General features: G+C 64.4%; 15 protein-coding genes. 10 read left to right on the top strand and 5 right to left on the bottom strand.

Annotated elements, in window-relative coordinates; genetic code table 11:
- Positions 1-80: 80 nt before the first annotated feature.
- On the bottom strand, positions 81-320 hold the full coding sequence (locus FFS30_RS24235) for a hypothetical protein (RefSeq protein ID WP_249352387.1): 240 nt from the start codon (positions 318-320) through the stop codon (positions 81-83).
- Between FFS30_RS24235 and FFS30_RS11025 the strand changes: the two genes are divergently transcribed.
- Positions 300-1,001 (top strand): 2OG-Fe(II) oxygenase, encoded by a 702-nt coding sequence (locus FFS30_RS11025; protein ID WP_249352385.1) that lies wholly within the window; start codon positions 300-302, stop codon positions 999-1,001. The genes FFS30_RS24235 and FFS30_RS11025 overlap by 21 nt on opposite strands.
- A gap of 145 nt (positions 1,002-1,146) precedes the next feature.
- Here the strand turns inward: FFS30_RS11025 and FFS30_RS11020 are convergent, their stop codons facing one another.
- Positions 1,147-1,734, bottom strand: coding sequence for a YSC84-related protein (locus FFS30_RS11020; RefSeq protein ID WP_137913176.1), 588 nt, complete (start codon positions 1,732-1,734; stop codon positions 1,147-1,149).
- Positions 1,735-2,017: 283 nt separating this feature from the next.
- On the opposite strand from FFS30_RS11020, the gene tldD reads away from it, so the two are divergent.
- The 7 genes from tldD to FFS30_RS10985 all read left to right on the top strand — a co-directional run bounded on the left by tldD (position 2,018) and on the right by FFS30_RS10985 (position 11,171).
- A complete protein-coding gene (gene tldD / locus FFS30_RS11015; RefSeq protein ID WP_137913175.1) occupies positions 2,018-3,457 on the top strand; it encodes a metalloprotease TldD in 1,440 nt (479 codons plus the stop codon).
- Positions 3,458-3,645: 188 nt separating this feature from the next.
- Positions 3,646-4,863: a hypothetical protein gene (locus FFS30_RS11010; protein ID WP_212742456.1), complete on the top strand. Its 1,218-nt coding sequence runs from the start codon at positions 3,646-3,648 to the stop codon at positions 4,861-4,863.
- A 180-nt stretch (positions 4,864-5,043) separates the two neighbouring features.
- Positions 5,044-7,011 carry a serine protease gene (locus FFS30_RS11005; RefSeq protein WP_171014565.1) on the top strand — a complete coding sequence of 656 codons (1,968 nt, stop codon included), beginning with the start codon at positions 5,044-5,046 and terminating at the stop codon, positions 7,009-7,011.
- 69 nt (positions 7,012-7,080) lie between these two features.
- Positions 7,081-8,868 (top strand): bifunctional isocitrate dehydrogenase kinase/phosphatase, encoded by a 1,788-nt coding sequence (gene aceK / locus FFS30_RS11000; protein ID WP_137913173.1) that lies wholly within the window; start codon positions 7,081-7,083, stop codon positions 8,866-8,868.
- A 27-nt stretch (positions 8,869-8,895) separates the two neighbouring features.
- Positions 8,896-9,753 carry a class I SAM-dependent methyltransferase gene (locus FFS30_RS10995; RefSeq protein WP_137913172.1) on the top strand — a complete coding sequence of 286 codons (858 nt, stop codon included), beginning with the start codon at positions 8,896-8,898 and terminating at the stop codon, positions 9,751-9,753.
- 54 nt (positions 9,754-9,807) lie between these two features.
- On the top strand, positions 9,808-10,422 hold the full coding sequence (locus FFS30_RS10990) for a pseudouridine synthase (RefSeq protein ID WP_137913171.1): 615 nt from the start codon (positions 9,808-9,810) through the stop codon (positions 10,420-10,422).
- Positions 10,419-11,171 (top strand): class I SAM-dependent methyltransferase, encoded by a 753-nt coding sequence (locus FFS30_RS10985; RefSeq protein ID WP_137913170.1) that lies wholly within the window; start codon positions 10,419-10,421, stop codon positions 11,169-11,171. Before FFS30_RS10990 ends, FFS30_RS10985 begins: the two co-directional genes overlap by 4 nt.
- 413 nt (positions 11,172-11,584) lie before the next feature.
- On the opposite strand, the gene FFS30_RS10980 is transcribed toward FFS30_RS10985, so the two are convergent.
- Entirely contained in the window at positions 11,585-12,298 is a 714-nt protein-coding gene (locus FFS30_RS10980; protein ID WP_137913169.1) for a phosphatase PAP2 family protein, read from the bottom strand.
- 200 nt (positions 12,299-12,498) lie between these two features.
- On the opposite strand from FFS30_RS10980, the gene FFS30_RS10975 reads away from it, so the two are divergent.
- Entirely contained in the window at positions 12,499-14,793 is a 2,295-nt protein-coding gene (locus FFS30_RS10975) for a TonB-dependent receptor (RefSeq protein ID WP_137913168.1), read from the top strand.
- 74 nt (positions 14,794-14,867) lie between these two features.
- Here the strand turns inward: FFS30_RS10975 and ald are convergent, their stop codons facing one another.
- Positions 14,868-15,986, bottom strand: a complete 1,119-nt coding sequence (ald, locus tag FFS30_RS10970) for an alanine dehydrogenase (protein ID WP_137913167.1) — start codon at positions 15,984-15,986, stop codon at positions 14,868-14,870.
- Between the two features lie 176 nt (positions 15,987-16,162).
- Here ald and FFS30_RS10965 point away from each other — a divergent pair, with 176 nt between their 5' ends.
- Positions 16,163-16,630: an Lrp/AsnC family transcriptional regulator gene (locus FFS30_RS10965; RefSeq protein WP_249352383.1), complete on the top strand. Its 468-nt coding sequence runs from the start codon at positions 16,163-16,165 to the stop codon at positions 16,628-16,630.
- A 149-nt stretch (positions 16,631-16,779) separates the two neighbouring features.
- On the opposite strand, the gene FFS30_RS10960 is transcribed toward FFS30_RS10965, so the two are convergent.
- Positions 16,780-17,844: a peptidoglycan -binding protein gene (locus tag FFS30_RS10960; RefSeq protein ID WP_137913165.1), complete on the bottom strand. Its 1,065-nt coding sequence runs from the start codon at positions 17,842-17,844 to the stop codon at positions 16,780-16,782.
- Positions 17,845-17,874 lie beyond the last annotated feature (30 nt).

Genomic DNA, 17,874 nt, shown 5'->3' with positions numbered 1-17,874 from the left:
AACCGGCCCGCGCTCGTCGGCGCGGGGCTTTTACCCGTTCGTACAAACTGCAACACTTTTACCTGCTGTCGCCAACACTTTCATTCATGATCGACCAAGTTTTTAATTCCGATGTGTCGCGCGACGCCGCGCGCCTTGGCACGCGATTCGCCGAGGCGCAGCCGTTTCGCCACATCGTGATCGAGAATTTCCTCGCGCCCGATTTCGCCCGGCGACTGCTCGACGAATTTCCCGCATTCGAGCGAGGCAACAATATCGGCGATGATGGCCGACCCGGCGGCAAATCGACCGTCGAACGCATGAGCGTACTCGGCGCGCATTACCGCGAACTCGACACGGCGATCCAAAGTGCAGAATTCCTCAAGCTCATCGGCACGATCACCGGCATCGACGATCTGCTCTACGATCCGTTCTATCTTGGCGGCGGTACGCATGAGAACCGTTCGGGCCAACTGCTGCAGGCGCATATCGATTTCAACTACCACCCAAGCGAGCGCTGGCACCGACGTCTCAACCTGATCGTGTATCTGAACCACGGTTGGGAAGAGGGCTGGGGCGGCAATCTAGAACTGTGGCGCGATCCGTATACGGACGCGAAGCCGGCCGCGCGCATCGCGCCCGTGTTCAATCGCTGCGTGATCTTTGAGACGACCGAGCACAGCTGGCACGGCTTCGACATGATCGTTTCGGGCGACGGCCAGACGCTGCGCTCGCGCAAGTCGGTTGCGCTGTATTTCTATACCAAGAATCGGCCGGAGCAAGAGGCAGCGGGCAAGCACTCCACTCACTACGTCAATCGCCAATTGCCCGAGCGCTATGTCGCGGGCCACACACTGAGCGCCGCCGACGTCGCCGAACTGCGCGACTTGATCGCGCACCGCGACAATCGCCTGCAACAGTTGTTCGCCGAGAACGCGAACCTGCTGCAGGCGCAGGAACGTGGTTTATCGGGGAAGCTTTTGTACCTGCTCAAGCGCTTATACGTGCGCTATCGGCGCTAGCCCCGTCGTTGTTGAGCGACGGAAGACTCGACGGAACAGAACAGCGAAGCAGGCGGGTGCCGTTACTGGATAACGAAATCCGGGGCTGAGCCCCGGATTTCGTTGCGGTTGCGCTGGTTGCCGAGAAGGCGCGGTTGCTCTGCGCTCAAAGATCGAGCTTGGTGACCTTGGTGCCGTCGACCGACAGATCGCCCATCAGGCCGGCGTTGGTCAGCACGATGACGTCGACCGGAGCGGTGGCCGTGTTCGTGTCGACCGCGCCGTTGGCGCCGACCTTGACCACCGCGACCGACGCACCGGCGCCGGCCGACCAGCCGGAAGACTTGCGGAAGTCGGAGAGCGCATCGCGGGTCATGAACAGGAAAATCACCGCTTTCGACTGACCGCCGGCCTGCAGGCCGACCGAGATCGACGAGGTGTTGTAGTAGCCCTGGGTGTTTCCGCCGACTCGCAGGGCGCCGTTGCCGCTCTCGCCGCCGACGATGAGGCCGGCCTGGATCACGTTCGGAAACACGAGCACGCCGCTGGCCTTCGCGATCAGTTCGCGCGAGCCGGGTACGAGCGTGTAGGCGCGCGACAGCGTGGCGTTGACGTCGGCATCGATGGCCTGCCGTTTCGACGCATTGGTGGCGGCGGAATTGGCCTTGTTCGGCGTCGTGGTACAGCCGGCGAGGACGAGGCCGCCGGCGGCGACGGCGAGAGCGAGGTGGAGTACGAGTTTGCGTATTTGCATGATCTTCTCCTGTTGATTGGAACGATGCGAATCCCACTTGCACAATGACACCAGCGCCCCGGTTATAGCACAGGCTTGCAGTCTTGAAAGCGAACAAGTGGGTGCGATGACGGCCGCGCAGCCCCCCGTTGGCGCAAGAAAGCGTTTGAAACTTGCACGTTACGACCCATTTGTTACCTTGTGCCGCACCTGTGTGGCGGTTGGCGTCATGCCGGATGCGAGCGTTGCATCGCTTCCGGTGCCCGCAGCACCCGCTTCAATCGAATCGTTTCAAGGAAACCCCGTGACCCTGCTGACTCTTGCCGAACAACGCCTGCTTATGCCCGGCGGACTCGCCGCCACCGATCTCGACCGCGTGTTCGCCTCCCTGGTCGGGCCGTCGATCGATGCGGCCGACCTGTATTTCCAGCATTCGCGCAGCGAGTCGTGGATGCTCGAAGACGGCATCGTCAAGGAAGGCAATCACTCGATCGAGCAGGGCGTCGGCGTGCGCGCGATGAGCGGCGAGAAGACCGGCTTTGCCTATTCGGACGAGATCGTGCTGCCGGAACTGCTGACCGCCGCGAAAAGTGCGCGCGCGATCGCGCAGTCGGGCAATGATCGCGCCGCGCATGCGCTCAGCGCACGCGAGGCGCAGGCGCTATATCCGCCGCTCGATCCCGTCGAGAGCATCGGCAACGAAGAAAAAATCGCCCTGCTGCGTGAAGTGGACAAATACACGCGTTCGCTCGATCCGCGCATCACCCAGGTGATCGTGAGCTTGTCGGCGACGCTCGACACGGTGCTCGTCGCGGCGATGGACGGCACGCTCGCGGCCGACGTGCGTCCGCTCGTGCGCATGAACGTCAACGTGATCGCCGAAAAGAATGGCCGGCGCGAGTCGGCGAGTTCCGGTGGCGGCGGCCGCTACGGTTACCGCGAACTGCTCGCGGACGGGCGCGCGCACGGCTTCGCGCGCGAGGCGGTGCGCCAGGCCCTGGTCAATCTCGAATCGGTGCCGGCGCCGGCGGGCAGCATGACCGTGGTGCTCGGCCCCGGTTGGCCCGGCGTGCTATTGCACGAGGCGATCGGCCACGGCTTCGAGGGCGACTTCATCCGCAAGGGCACGAGCGCCTTTGCCGGCCGCTACGGCGACCGCATCGCCGCGCCGGGCGTCACCGTCGTCGACGACGGCACGCTGGCAAACCGGCGCGGCTCGCTCAGCGTCGACGACGAAGGCACGCCGAGCGCATGCACGGTGCTCGTCGAAGACGGCATCCTCAAGGGTTATATGCAGGACAAGTTCAATTCGCAGTTGATGGGCCAGCGCTCGACCGGCAACGGCCGCCGCGAATCGTTCGCACATCTGCCGATGCCGCGCATGACCAATACCTACATGCTCGCCGGCAAGCACGATCCGGGCGAGATCATCGCGTCGGTCGAACGCGGACTCTATGCGGTCAACTTCGGCGGCGGCCAGGTCGACATCACCAACGGCAAGTTCACCTTCTCGGCGAGCGAGGCCTACCTGATCGAGAACGGCAAGGTGACGCGGCCGGTCAAGGGCGCGACCTTGATCGGTTCGGGGCCTGAAGTGCTCACGCGCGTGTCGATGATCGGCAACGACCTCAAGCTCGACGAAGGCGTTGGCGTCTGCGGCAAGGAAGGGCAGAGCGTGCCGGTCGGCGTCGGCCAGCCGACCTTGCGCATCGATGCAATGACGGTCGGTGGAACGGCGGCGTGAGGCTTCTTCGGCTGTCATTCCCGCGCAAGCGGGAATCCAGCTTTTTCTTTTCATGCTTTTCAAAGTTGGAAGCGGATTCCCGCCTGTGCGGTGATGAAGAGCAAGCAAAAAAGATCGTAGGCGATCCATTGGACGTCTTCCGCAGCGCGCGCGCAAAAGCAGTGTTTCGCGTACGCAGACTGCGGATTGTGGCGGCGGCTTTGCTCGTCGTGCCGTTCGCCGCTCATGCGGTGACGACCGTGCGGACGGTTTCCGAGAGAAGCTGCGCTGCGCTTGCCACGCGCGTTGACGCCATAGCCGGATCGGCGCCGATTTTCCTGCGCAGCTACGATCACGAGCATGGCAGCGGAGAGCCTGCCGAGCCCGCGCTGCGCACCGCGGCATTCACCTACGACAACGCACTCGCGGTGATCGCCTTGCTCGCCTGCGAGCGCAAAGCACAAGCGCTGCGGATCGGCGAAGCTCTGCGTATCGCCGCGACCGGCGATGCGCGTCTGCGTAATGTCTATCGTGCCGGCGCAGTCGCCGACAAACCGCTGCCGAACGGCTGGTGGGACGCGCGTGAAAACCGTTGGGTCGAGGACGCGTATCAGGACGGCACGGCGACCGGCAACGTCGCCTGGGCGGCGCTCGCATTGCTTGCCTTGCACGACGTGACCGGCGACGTGCGCTGGCGTGACGCCGCGGCGAAGCTCGCGAACTGGATCGTTGCGAATACGGCCGATGCGCGCGGCGCCGGCGGTTTCAGCGGCGGCATCGACGGCTTCGACGCCGCGCCGAAAAAGATTCTGTGGAAAGCGACCGAGCACAATATCGACCTCGCGGCGATGTTCGCCTGGCTCGATCGCGCCGGCGCGCCGGGTGACTGGAAAAAGTACGTCAAGCAGGCGAGCGATTTCGTCGCCGCGCAATGGGACGCGGCGAGCGGACATTTCTTCGTCGGCACTTTGCCCGACGGCGTCACGCCGAATCGCAGCACTTCGGGCCTCGATGCGCAGCTCTGGGCGCAACTGCTGGCGAACGCGCGGCCCGAGTGGCGGCGCGCGCTGACCTATGTCGAACGCGAACATGCCGTGCCGGGCGGTTTCGATTTCAACGCCGACCGCGACGGCCTGTGGACGGAGGGCACCGCGCAGGTCGCATTAGTCTATCGCCGGCTCGGCCGTGAGGCCGACGCGGACAAGTTGTTCGCGACGATTGCGGGGCAAGAATCGCCCGGCGGATTTTTCTACGCGACGCGCGAGCCGCGCATCACCACCGGCCTCGCCATCGGCGGCGACAGCACGTCGGCCGATTTCTACTACTACCGCCGTCCGCATCTTGGCGCGACGGCCTGGGCTACGCTTGCGGCCACGCGACGCAATCCGTTTGTGCCGGCCACCGCGCCGACAGCTAAGCGGCCTTGATCCCGTGCGGGCTGCGTCGATTCCGACGGCTAACCTTATTTAAGTTTTCTTAACCCCGAAATACAAAAATATCGCCTACTTTCCGATCGCGTCGGGATTTCGCGCAGGCGCCGCCTGCGCCGTGCAATCAGGGCAAGGAGAGGACATATGCGGATTTGCGTGCGGGCAGGGGCGGGTCGGATGGCGCGCGTCGGTGCAGCGCTGATCTGTGTTTTGCTGGTTTGCCGCGCGGTCGTCGCGGTGCCGCTCGACGTCGACGTGCAGCGCAAGGTACAGCAGGCGACGTTCGAGGTCGTTGTGCCGAAGCCGGCCAAGGAGTCGGCTACGTTCGACAAGCCTTGGGAAAATCTCATCCCGTACAAAGTCCGCTCGGATCATTATTTGCCGGTCGGCACGGCGTTCTCGATCGGTCACGGGCGCTATGTCACCGCGATGCACGTGCTGTTTGCGGTGTTCGGCGACACGCGCGGCGAGCCGCTGCTGCGCGACGCGGGCGGCAACGTCTATCCGATCGGGCAGATCGTGAAGGGCTCGGCGGACAAGGATTTCGTCGTCTTCACCCTGGCCAAGGCGCCGAGCACCGCCGCCGCGTTCGATATCGAGGAAAAGCCGCAGCTCAACGAGACCGTCTACGCGGTCGGCAACGCACTCGGCGAAGGCATCGTCGTACGCGAAGGCAACTACACCTCGGATACGCCCGAGGACGAGAACGGCCGCTGGCAATGGCTGCGCTTCTCCGCGCCGATCTCGGGAGGCAACAGCGGCGGCCCGCTGCTCGACGACAAGGGCAGGGTGATCGGCATCGTGCGCGCCAAGCGCGTATCCGAAAACACCTTGAATTTCGCCGTGCCGATCGCGCTCGTGACGGGCGCGGCGGACGGCGTCGTCCAGGTGGATTCGCGCGTGGTCACCGGTGTCGCCGTGTTTGAGAAAACGCGCACGGCGCAGTTCAAGGCGGATATTCCGATGCCGAAGAGCTTCGCCGAATTTTCCGCGGCGTACATGAAATCGGTCGACGACTTCAACGCGCGCCAATTGCACGACCTGCTCGCGGAGAACGCCGGCGAGACGTTTCCGCACGGCAGCGGTAGCGAGAAACTGCTGCGGGCGCTCTATCAACGCAACCTGCCCGGCGTGATCGTGCAGAACGGCAGCGGCACGTGGACGATCGACGCGCCGCGCTATGCGCGGCTCGATCTCGGCAACGAAGGCTGGCAGGACGCGGCCTCGTTCAAAGGCGAACTGATCTATCACCGGCACAAGCCGGAGGACATCGATCAGGCGAAGTGGTACGCGGACCCGCAACTGGTCAAGGAATTGGTGCTCAAGTCCTCGCCGAGCACGATCCATGTCAACGCGGAGAACGCGAAGGTGCTTTCGTTCGGCAAGCCCGACGAAGATTCCACGTTCACCGACGTATGGGGGCGCGTCTGGCAGGTGTGCATCTGGCACGTGACCAGCTGGTTCACGAGCAATTGGCTGGTCGAATTCGATCTGCCGGTGCCGGACGGCCACGTCGGTTTCGAGCGCAACCTCGGCGCGCTCGGGCGCAGCGGCCAGATCGAACGCATGAAACTGCTGACCGGATTCCTCGCCGTGTCCTATGAAGGCACGCTCGCGCAGTGGAATGGATTCCTCGCGCAGAAAGCGCTGCTGCCGAAGGCGCTCGCGCAGCCCGTGCTGCACGTCGACTACGGCCGCAGCTTCGCCTTCGACGGCCGCCGCGTGACTTTCTCCTACGGGCCCGAGTTGCAGAAGATCGACCAGGGCAGCCGCCTGCGCCTCGACTTCGGTTTCATCCCCGACGCTCGCGGCGCGGTGCTCGACATCGCCGGCGTCGCCGCCTACGACCGCGAGGAGAAGACCGAGGTTGGCGTGTTCCGCCACGGCGCGCCCGCGCAGAGCGCCGGCGAAGACGCGAAAAACGAGTGGGACAAACGGCTTCACCACCGACATCCGTACGATGCGGTCGCGGTGAGCGCGAACGACCGCCAGTCGATCAGCACGATCTTCGGCAAGCCCGACCCGCAGCCCGCGCCGGGCGTGCTCTACACATTCCAGTATCGCGCCGAGAACGGCACGGCCCAGGACGCAATGAAGGCCAAGCTCGACCTGCTGCTGAAGAACGCCAAGGTCGACGAGCGCTGAACCGCACTGATCCGTGCGAGCGGCGCATCGCTGCGCAGCGGTGCGGAATTCCGGTATGGTAGCGGCGCGATGAATACCGTGGACGCCGCCATACTGGAACCGGACGCGCCGGCCGGCGAGCGCGAGGCGCTCGCAGCGGCGGCGGCGATCGACATCCGCAACGGCTTCGCCGACTACAACGAACGCTTCCGTGCCGTGACGCGGCGCGCGAAGCAGCGCTTCGAGACGCGCGATTTCGCTTCGGCGCGGATGGACAACGTCGAGCGCATGGATCTCTACGACATCTGCGTGCGCGCGACCACGGCACGGCTCGAACGCCTGCTGCGCGAGCGTCTGCACGACCGCGCGCTGTGGATCGAGATACGCCGCAGCTTCGCCGAGCTGATCGCGCCGCTGCTCGACCAGGAACTCAACAAGACTTTCTACAACACGCTGACGCGGCGCTTCTTCGGCACCTCGGGCGTCGATGCGCAGATCGAATTCGTCGCCCTCGACATCGAGCCGACCGACAGCATCACGCATCCGGTCGGCCGCCACAGCTATGCGGTCTGGGGCCAGTTGCCGCGTGTTTGCCGGCGCATGCTCGGCGACTACGCATTCGACGTCGCCTACGCGCATCTCGGACTGTGTGCTTTGCGCATTGCCGAGACTCTGACGCGGCGCCTCGCCGATTGGCGCACCGACGCGGGTAATGCCAATCCGATCCGCGCGATCGAACTGCTCGACACGGTGTTCTACCGTGAGCGCCGCGCCTATCTGGTCGGCCGCATCTTCGGCGCCGAGCGCATCGCGCCGCTCGTGATCGCCCTGATCAACGAAGACAGCGGCCTGCGCGTCGACGCGGTGCTGACCGAGCGCGCTCACGTCGCTCAGGTATTCGGCTACACGCGCAGTTATTTTCAGGCCGACCTGCCGACGGTCGGCGACGCGGTGGTGTTTCTGCGCACGCTGCTGCCGTACAAGCCGATCGACGAGCTTTACACCGTGCTCGGCCGCGCGAAGCAGGGCAAGACCGAACGCTATCGCCATTTCTTCCGCCACCTCGCCGCGCACCGCGATGAGCAGTTCGTGCACGCCGACGGCGAGCGCGGCATGGTCATGGCCGTGTTCACCCTGCCGTCGTATCCGCTCGTGTTCAAGCTGATTCGCGACAAGTTCGCGTTTCCGAAGGAGAGCGTGCGCGCCGAGGTGATGCAGAAGTACACCCTGGTTTTCCGCCACGATCGCTGCGGCCGCCTCGTCGATGCGCAGGAGTTCCGCTTCCTGCGCTTTCCGAAAGAACAATTCGCGCCGGCCCTGCTCGACGAACTGCTGACGAGCTGCAGCGAAACGGTGAAGATCGACGGCGCCGATCTCGTCGTCGCGCATTGCTACGTCGAGCGGCGCGTCCGCCCGCTGAACTTGTATGCGCGCGAGGCCGCCCCGGATGCCGCGATCCGCGCGGTGATCGACTACGGCCAGGCGATCCGCGATCTGGCTTCGAGCAATATTTTCCCAGGCGATCTGCTGTTCAAGAATTTCGGCGTCACCGGCCACGGCCGCACGATCTTCTACGATTACGACGAGCTTTGCCTCGTCAGCGAATGCCGCTTCCGTGAACTGCCCGAGGACGACGATCGCGGCGAGTCGTTCTATGTCGGTCCGCTCGACGTGTTCCCCGAACAGTTCCCGCGCTTTCTCGGCATGGACGCGGCGCAGCGCGCGGCGCTGCTCGATGCGCACGGCGAGATTTTCACCGTGCGCTGGTGGCAGGATCTGCAGCAGAGCCTGGCCCGCGGCCTCGTCGTCGACGTGCCGCCGTACGCGGAGGAAGTCCGCGTCGGCGCGAAATCTTTTCCGGCCGATGCCGGTCTGTAAACCACCATCCAGAGAGGGAGTACGTTTATGCGCAACACTGCAACGCTGATGCTGGCGCTCGCCGCGGCCCTGGCCGCGAATTCCGCCGCGTTCGCCGACCAGCCGAAAGCGCCGGTCTCGCCGGCTTCGCTCGGCCAGTACTCGGCGGCGGCGATGGACAGGATTCTTGCCGGCAGCTGGCGTTCCGACGCGAACAAGGCGCGCGACAAGTACCGCCATCCGAAGGAGACGCTCGCGTTCTTCGGAGTCAAGCCGAACCAGACCGTGATCGAACTCGTGCCGAGCACCGGCTGGTACAGCGAAATCCTCGCTCCGTATCTGAAAGACAGCGGGCAGTACATCGGCGCGGTGTTCAAGTCGACGAAGGCCGACGGCTCGCCGAACAAGTACTCGAAGCTGTACACCGACCGCATCGCCAAGGATCCCGCCCAGCTCGGCGCGGCGAAGGTCGTCGAGTTCGACGGCAAGGCGCCGGTGTTCGGCCCGCCCGCATCGGCCGACGTCGTGCTGACCTTCCGCAACGTGCACAACTGGACTGACGACGGCAGCGCCGATGCGATGTTCAAGGCGATGTATGCCGTGCTCAAGCCCGGCGGCACGCTCGGCGTGGTCGATCACCGCGCCAAGCCCGGCACGACGCTCGAGCAGGACAAGGATTCGGGCTATCTGCCGGTCGATACCGTGGTCAAGCTTGCGACCGATGCGGGCTTCAAGCTCGAAGCGCAGAGCGAGGTCAACGCCAACCCGAAGGACACCAAGGACTATCCGAAGGGCGTGTGGACGTTGCCGCCGAGCTACGCACTCAAAGACGTGGACCGCGAGAAGTACGCGGCGATCGGCGAGTCCGACCGCATGACGCTGAAGTTCGTCAAGCCGGCCAACTAAGACGACAACGACGAAACCCTTCCCCGCGTCCGGCGGGGAAGGGCAGACGCGAGCATGCTTGTCGCCCTCAATAAACCGTTCAACGTCCTCTGCCAGTTCACCGACCGTAGCGTGCCGCCGAGGCGCACGCTCGCGGATTTCGTCGGGCTGCCTGACGTCTATCCGGCCGGCCGCCTCGACTACGATTCGGAAGGTCTGCTGCTGACCGACGACGGCCGCCTCGCCCAGCGCCTGACCGATCCGCGCTTCAAGGTCGAGAAGACCTATCTCGTCCAGGTGGAAGGCGAACCGACGGACGCACAATTGGCGCAATTGCGCAAAAGTGTACTTTTGAACGACGGCCCGACCTTGCCGGCGCAAGCAACCTTGCTTGACGGCGCGCCGCAATGGCTGTGGCCGCGCGATCCGCCGGTGCGCTTCCGCAAGTCGGTGCCCGACGCCTACGTCGAACTGACGATCCGCGAAGGCCGCAACCGCCAGGTGCGGCGCATGACCGCGGCGGTCGGCCTGCCGACCCTGCGCTTGATCCGCGTGCGCATCGGCCATATAGCTCTGGACGACCTGAAGCCGGGTCAGATTCGCAATATCGAAGAGGGCGGTCCGGAGTGGCCGCTTCCTGAGCCGCGCGATCCGGGACGGGCGAAAAGAAAAGGGCGAGCGTCAAAATGAGCACTGCGTTCAAAGACCATTTTTCCGGCCATGCCGATCTCTACCGCGAGGCGCGGCCGACCTATCCCGACGCGCTGTTCGACTGGCTTGCCGCGCTGGCGCCCGACCGCGCGCTCGCTTGGGACTGCGGCTGCGGCAACGGCCAGGCCAGCGTCGCGCTCGCGCAGCGTTTTGACCGCGTCGTCGCGACCGATCCGAGCGCGAACCAGATCGCCGACGCCGAACAGCGTGCGAACGTCGAGTACCGCGTCGAGCCCGGCGAACGCTCGTCGCTCGCCGACGCGAGCGCGAGCCTTGTGACCATTGCCCAAGCTCTGCACTGGTTCGATCATGCGGCGTTTTACGCGGAGGTGCGGCGTGTGCTCAAGCCGGGCGGCGTGATCGCCGCCTGGAGCTACGCCGCATGCCGCGTCGATGCGGCGGTGGACAAGGTGATCGATCATCTCTATGGCGATGCGTTGACCGGCCCGTATTGGCCTGCCGAGCGCGCCTATGTCGATGCGGGCTATCGCACGATCCCGTTTCCGTTCGAAAAAATCGCCGCGCCGGAATTTCCGATGGTGATGCGCTGGAATCTCGATCAACTGCTGGCGTATCTGCGTTCGTGGTCGGCGACGCAGCGTTACATCAAGGCGAATGGCGCGGATCCGGTGGCGATCGTCGAGGCCGATCTGCGCGCGGCGTGGGGTGATTCCGCGCGGATGCGTGAGGTTGTTTGGCAGTTTCATCTGCTTGCGGGCAAGGTTTGAATTTCTACTTGCGGGAGCAGTGCAAGGCTTCCACTCGTCCTGCGGACGAGCGGGTCACTTTCTTGTCAGCAGCGACAAGAAAGTAACCAAAGAAACGCCGCCCCAGAACATTGCGCCCTTTGGGCTTCTGCCCGAAGGGTCCGCGTCAGCGGCCGGGTTCCGCTAATTGCACATCCGTGCGCAATAGCGGAATGCGCGCGATCCTCGCGCGCACCCTGCGGGCCTTTTCGTCCGCTGCCGCCGCAATGTAATAGGGACCCGGAGAAGCCAGAGCGGCGCGCATCGTGCGCGCAAAAGCTGGAGCAGAAGCTGGGGCAGAAGCCAGAGCAAAAAGCTGGATCAAAAGAGAAGCGTGTAGGGGCGCGATTTATCGCGCCCGGCTTTTCTGTTCTTGCAGACTCGGTCGGCCGCGGTCAGGGCGCCGCGGGCAAACCGAGCACTGCACGCAGTTCTTTCTGCGCCGCGGTGAATTCCGACTTGTACTCGGGCCGCGTCGTCAGCGATGCGGCGATGACCGAGCCGGCGATGCGGCCCATTTCGACGTCGGAGCGGTAGTGCACGCCGGCGATAACGCGGTTGTCGCCGTATTCCCAGGCGCGGTGCATCAGTTCGGCTTTCTTTTCCGGCAGCATGTTCGCGAGAACGATGCCCATCAGGGTGCCGAGCGTAGTGTGGCCCGACGGCCACGCGCCGGACGGCGTGCTGCTCGTGCCGGCGCGCAGCGGTTCGACGAGTTTGTTGAGCACGTAGGGGCGCGGGCGGTTGAAGCCTTTCTTCGCCGGCTTGACGACGACGTCTTCGGTCTTGATCAGGCGTTCGGACAGGGCGGCGAGTTTGGGCAGGCTGGCCGCGTTGAATTTTTCTCCGAGCACGTCGGCGAAGCGCCAGATGCTCTCCTCGCTGTCGGCGCGTGCGCGATCGGCCATGGCCGGCGTGCGCGCGACCTGGATAGTGAGGATTTCGCCGAGTTCTTTGAGCGTCTGCGCCGAGTCGTCCGCGGGCGGCGGCGGCAGGATGTGCAACAGGTCGACCGCGCTCGCATCGAGGTAAGGCTTTACTTCGGCTGCACCGGCTGTGCAAGCGGCGAGCAGGGTCAACGCAGCGAGACACGCTTTGAAAGTACGCATTCTTATTATCTCCGGGGTTGATGCGCACCGAGGGGCGCGGTGCGCGCGGGCACTGTGCCGAGGGGAAATGACGGTTTCGTTGCAGTCCGCCGTGAATCGGATCGGGTTCGAGCGACGGTAAGGAATCTGCAGCAATTCGGACATGTGTTGACCGTAAGGTGCACGGTGTTTTTGCCCCTCCTTACAAGAACTCACAGACCATGACCCAGTTCCGTTGCGTGCCGTTCTCGCCGCAGGCCGCGCCCTGCCTGTCTTCGCGCCTCGCCGGGGCCTCGCGGCTGCGGCCGCTGGCTCTCGCCATGATGCTTGCGGGCGTTGCGCCCGCCGTTTTCGCCGCCGATACCAACGTCGATCCGGCTGCGCCGGCCAATTCACCCGCGTCGGCCGATGCGGCGAACAAGCCGGCGGCCATGCAGTTGCAGGAAGTTGAAGTCAATGCCAGCTCCGCGCGTTCGGCAATCACGATGGCGCCGGTGCAGAGCGAACTCGAAGTGACTCAGCCGACTTCGGTGATCGGCCTCGACTGGATCGCCAACCACGAGCCGCCGACCGCGGACTATGCGGCGATCGCGGCGATGGCGCCGTCGGTGAGCTCGATCAGCCCAGCCGGCCCCGGCCTCGGCGAAGCCAAGCAGGTGACGATGCGCGGCTTCAACGACAACCAGTACAACGTCACTTACGACGGCATTCCGTTCGGCGACACGAACGACTTTTCGCATCACACGTCGAGTTATTTTCCGGCGAAAATGATCGGCCAGGTCTCGGTCGATCGCGGCCCGGGCGGCGCGAGCACGATCGGCGAGGCGACCTTCGGCGGCACGATCGCGCTTCGCTCGAAGGACCCGCTCGATCAGTTCGAAATCATTCCGACGCAGACCTTCGGCAGCTACTCGACCACGCTGAGCCATCTCGAATTGAACACCGGGCGCATGGAGCAGGTCGGCGGCGGCAGGCTGATCGCGAGTGCGCAGTACTACGACAGCGACACCTTCCGCACCGACTCGGGCGTGCACCGCAAGACGGCGTACATCAAGTACGTGCAGCCGATCGGCACGGACACCGAAATCACCGTGCTGAGCAACTACAACGACATCAAGTTCAACAACCCGGACAAGACCACGCTGACCCAGGCGCAGATCAACACGCTCGGGCGCAACTTCGGCCTCAACCACGATCCGACCACGACCGACTGCACCTGCTACAACTTCCAGACCAAGCAGACCGACCTGGAATACATCGGCATCAAGAGCGCGCTGACGCCGGACTGGACGGTCGACAACAAGACCTACACGTACTACTACAACAACGACAGCCACGAGTCGCCGACGATCGGCACCAACGCGTCGAAGACGAACATGGGCGGCGCCTACAAGGTCAACAAGTACCGCGCCTGGGGCGACGTGCTGACCCTGTCCTACGCGACGGCCTACGGCACGCTGCGCGTCGGCGGCTGGTACGAGATGCAGAAGAACGACCGCAACCAGGTCCTGCTCGACTACACGCTCGGCGGCATCCACGACGTGAAGCCCGGCAAGCCCGATTCGAGCGCGTACAAGTACACCATGCGCGACTGGCTGCGCACGGCGCAGCTCTACGCCGAGTACGAGTGGAAGGCGACCGACGCACTCACCGTCACGCCGGGCGTGAAGAGCCTGCAGTTCACGCGCGACATCGAGGCGCCGATCAACCAGACGACGAAGACGCCGCTGTACTACGACCAGACCTGGCGCAAGACGCTCGGTTATCTCGCGGCGAACTATCTGCTGACGCCGGAATGGAGCGTATACGGCCAGGCCGCGCAGGGCTTCCTCGCGCCGAACCTCAACCAGTTCTATGTGCCCGATCCGTCGAAGAACCGCGCCGCGCCGCAGCAGACGATGAACTACCAGTTCGGCACGGTGTACAAGACCGACCGCTTCAGCATGGACGCGGACGTGTTCTATATCGACTACAAGAACTTCCCGCTGTCGTCGGTCGATCCGGTCACCAAGGACCCGATCTTCGCGCTCGCACGCGGCGCGCGCCTGTACGGCGTCGAAGGCACGGCGACTTACTATTTCGGCAACGGCGTCAGTGCGTTCGCGAACTTCTCGACGATCGACGCGGCGTTCAGGCTGTCGAGCCTCGATATCCCGAACGTGCCGGACGGCACGATGGCGCTCGGCCTCAGCTACGAGGGCGACGGCCTGTTCGGCTCGCTCACGAGCAAGTACATCGGCGGGCAGAAGGTCTACAACAGCGGCTTCAGTCCGGACGACGCGACCACGGTGACTTCGGTCGGCAAGTCCGACGGTTTCTGGCAGACCGCGCTGAGCCTCGGCTACGGGCGCAATATCGACGGCTCGTTCATCAAGAGCTACAAGTTCCGCCTGCAGGTGGAGAACCTGTTCAACGCGCACAACCAGGTCGCCGACTCGATCAAGAACGGCAATATCTACTATCTGGTTCTGCCGGGACGTAACTGGTACGCGTCGGTGTCGCTCGGCCTCTGGTGAGGCGACGTTTGGGACAAAGAAAAGGGGGCCGATGGCCCCCTTTTTTTTTTGTTTCTGCGATTTCGCAGAGCGTCTTACATGCCGATCGCGCTTTCCGCGCTCACGTACGGCAGGCCGTGCGCTTCGGCGACCGGCTCGCAGGTGACCTTGCCTTCGAACACGTTGAGGCCGTTGCGCAGGTGCGCGTCCTGCGCGAGCGCCTTTTTCCAGCCGTTGTTGGCGAGCGAGAGGGTGAACGGCAGAGTGACGCTGTTGAGCGCGAAGGTCGAGGTGCGCGCGACCGCGCCCGGCATGTTGGCGACGCAGTAGTGAACGACGCCGTCGACGACGTAGGTCGGATCGGCATGCGTGGTGGCGTGCGAGGTCTCGACGCAGCCGCCCTGGTCGATGGCGACGTCGACGATGACCGAACCCGGCTTCATCGTGCCGAGCATGGCGCGCGTGACCAGCTTCGGCGCTGCGGCGCCGGGGATCAGCACGGTGCCGATCAGCAGGTCGGCGCGGCGCACGAGTTCTTCGATCGCCGAACGCGTCGAGAACACCGTCGAAATCGACGTGCCGAACTGGGTGGCGAGGCGCTTGAGCGCGTCGGCGGAACGGTCGACCACGGTGACCTTGGCGCCCATGCCGACGGCGATCGTCGCCGCGTGCGTGCCGGACACGCCGCCGCCGAGGATGACCACTTCCGCCGCGGGCACGCCGGGTACACCGCCGAGCAACACGCCGCGGCCGCCCTGGGCCTTTTCGAGCGCATGCGCGCCGACCTGCGGAGCGAGGCGGCCGGCGACTTCGGACATCGGCGTCAGCAACGGCAGCGAGCCGTTCGCCGCGGTGACGGTCTCGTAGGCGATGCAGATCGCGCCGGAGTCGATCAGATCCTTGGTCTGCTCCGCATCGGGGGCGAGGTGCAGATAGGTGAAGAGAATCTGGCCTTTGCGCAGCTTCTTGCGCTCGACCGCGAGCGGCTCCTTGACCTTCACCACCATGTCGGCTTCGGCGAAGATTTGATCGGGGCCTTCGACAATGCTCGCGCCGGCCGCGGTGTAGTCGGCATCGGTGATGCCCGCGCCGAGGCCCGCACCGGCCTGGACCATGACCTGATGGCCGTGGTGCACGAGTTCCTGCACGGAGGAGGGCACGAGGCCGACGCGGTACTCGTGATTCTTGATCTCTTTCGGTACACCGATACGCATGACTGAAGCTCCCTCGAGTTGGCTTGTTGGTCTTTGAGCGCGCGCGTCGGCGACGGCGCGGCCGGTGCGGCAGTATGATTGAGGCATCAAGCAATTGATCGCCGATTCTTCGTGCTTTCGGGCTTGGCTGTAGAATATTTCGCGGCTTTTCTCCTTTTTGGCGAAATTTTATGTCGATGCCGGATTTGCTCCTCGATGAACGCGATCGGGCGATTCTGCGCCTGCTGCAGCAGGACGGGCGCCTGACCAATCTGGACCTCGCCGCCCAGGTCAATCTGTCGCCTTCGGCCTGCCTGCGCCGGGTCAAGCTGCTCGAAGAGCGCGGACTCATCGCGCGCTACGTGATGCTGATGGACGAAAAGGCCGCGGGCCTGCCGGGCACCGCGTTCGTACTGGTGACGCTCGACCAGCAAGGGCGCACGGCGCTCGACGCATTCGAGGCCGCGATTAAGGATCACGCCGAAGTCACCGAATGCTGCCTGCTCGCCGGCGCGGCGGACTATATGGTGCGCGTGGCCTATGCGGACTCGGCCGATTTCGAGCGCATTCACACCGAGATACTGACCCAGTTGCCCGGCGTCGTGCGCGTGCAGTCGACTTTGGCATTGCGCACGGTGAAGAAGACGACGGAGTTGCCGGTTTAGGGGGTAAGCGATCGTCTTCATTAGCTCGTCATTCCGGCGAAAGCCGGAATCCAGCGTCTCTGCAGTTGCTTGTATCTACAAGGACAAAGGCACTGGATTCCGGCTTTCGCCGGAATGACGGTGGCTTCTTCTTTACCGCTTTGCGCGCATCAACGATTCGTCAACTGAATCTCGATGCGCCGATTCTTCGCGTAGGCGGCCTCGGTGTCCTTCGGATCGAGCGGCTGGAACTGGCCGAAGCCGTTCGCCGACAAATGGCGCGGCTGGATGCCCTGGACGACGAGCTGCTTGACGATCGCGGTCGCGCGCGCAGTCGACAGTTCCCAGTTCGACGGGAACTGGTCGGTGTGGATCGAGCGCTTGTCGGTGTGGCCGTCGATGCGCAGCACCCAATCGAGATTGGACGGAATCTCCGCGGCGACTTCGTTGAGCGTCTTGGCGAGTTTGCCCATCGAGGACTGCGCGTCGGGCGAGAGTTCGGCCGAGCCGGTCGCGAACAGAATGTCGGTCGGCACGACGAAGCGGTCGCCGACGACCTGGATGTCGGCGCGGTTGCCGAGCGCCTCGCGTAGCTTGCCGAAGAATTCCGAGCGGTACTTTTCGAGCTGGTTGACCTTGTTCGCGAGCGCGAGATTGAGCTCCTTGCCGAGCTCGGCGATCTTCACGTCCTTGTCCTTGACGTTCTTGTTCGCGATTTCGAGCGCGGCGGTGATCTGCTTGAGCTGTTCCTGCACGGCGGCGAGCTGGCGGTTGAGCAGCTCGACCTGGGCGGCGGACTTGGCGTTGAGATCGGTCGCGGAGACGAGGTCCTTCTTCGATTGGTCGAGCTGCGCGGCCATCTGCGCGACCTGCTGTTCGAGCTGGGTCTTCAGCTCGTTGAGCGCGGCGATGTCGGCCGCGAGCTTGGCCGCTTCGGCATGCGCCGTGTCGAGCGCGCTGTTGGACTGGCCGAGCGAGGCGGACAGTTCGTTGACCTTGGCGTCGAGCTTGGTCTTTGCGTCCTGCGCGAGCGACAGCGTCTGCGCGAGCTGGGCGATCTGCGCGTTGAGATCGGCGAGCGCCTTGTTCTTGCCGGCCAGCGTCTGCGACAGCACGAACTGGCCGACCGCGAACAGCAGCAAGACGAAGATCATCACGAGGATCAGACTCGTCAGCGCATCGACGAATCCCGGCCAGATATCGAGTCCCCTGCGGCGGCGTGCTAGTGAATTCATGTCAGGTCAAAGAAAGATTTGGCCACGGAT

Origin of the sequence: Rudaea sp. 3F27F6, assembly GCF_005503555.1 — a bacterium.
Classification (GTDB): Bacteria; Pseudomonadota; Gammaproteobacteria; order Xanthomonadales; family Rhodanobacteraceae; genus Rudaea.
Note: the sequence above shows the minus strand (reverse complement) of the source record. Positions and strands in the feature narration are given on the sequence as shown.

Bases quoted from the DNA above. Each gene is read 5' to 3' on its own strand.
- FFS30_RS11025 (WP_249352385.1), top strand. From the start codon at position 300: ATGAGCGTACTCGGCGCGCATTACCGCGAACTCGACACGGCGATCCAA.
- FFS30_RS24235 (WP_249352387.1), bottom strand. From the start codon at position 320: ATGCGCGCCGAGTACGCTCATGCGTTCGACGGTCGATTTGCCGCCGGG.
- FFS30_RS11020 (WP_137913176.1), bottom strand. From the start codon at position 1,734: ATGCAAATACGCAAACTCGTACTCCACCTCGCTCTCGCCGTCGCCGCC.
- FFS30_RS11005 (WP_171014565.1), top strand. From the start codon at position 5,044: ATGGCGCGCGTCGGTGCAGCGCTGATCTGTGTTTTGCTGGTTTGCCGC.
- aceK (WP_137913173.1), top strand. From the start codon at position 7,081: ATGAATACCGTGGACGCCGCCATACTGGAACCGGACGCGCCGGCCGGC.
- FFS30_RS10995 (WP_137913172.1), top strand. From the start codon at position 8,896: ATGCGCAACACTGCAACGCTGATGCTGGCGCTCGCCGCGGCCCTGGCC.
- FFS30_RS10990 (WP_137913171.1), top strand. From the start codon at position 9,808: ATGCTTGTCGCCCTCAATAAACCGTTCAACGTCCTCTGCCAGTTCACC.
- FFS30_RS10985 (WP_137913170.1), top strand. From the start codon at position 10,419: ATGAGCACTGCGTTCAAAGACCATTTTTCCGGCCATGCCGATCTCTAC.
- FFS30_RS10980 (WP_137913169.1), bottom strand. From the start codon at position 12,298: ATGCGTACTTTCAAAGCGTGTCTCGCTGCGTTGACCCTGCTCGCCGCT.
- FFS30_RS10975 (WP_137913168.1), top strand. From the start codon at position 12,499: ATGACCCAGTTCCGTTGCGTGCCGTTCTCGCCGCAGGCCGCGCCCTGC.
- ald (WP_137913167.1), bottom strand. From the start codon at position 15,986: ATGCGTATCGGTGTACCGAAAGAGATCAAGAATCACGAGTACCGCGTC.
- FFS30_RS10965 (WP_249352383.1), top strand. From the start codon at position 16,163: ATGCCGGATTTGCTCCTCGATGAACGCGATCGGGCGATTCTGCGCCTG.
- FFS30_RS10960 (WP_137913165.1), bottom strand. From the start codon at position 17,844: ATGAATTCACTAGCACGCCGCCGCAGGGGACTCGATATCTGGCCGGGA.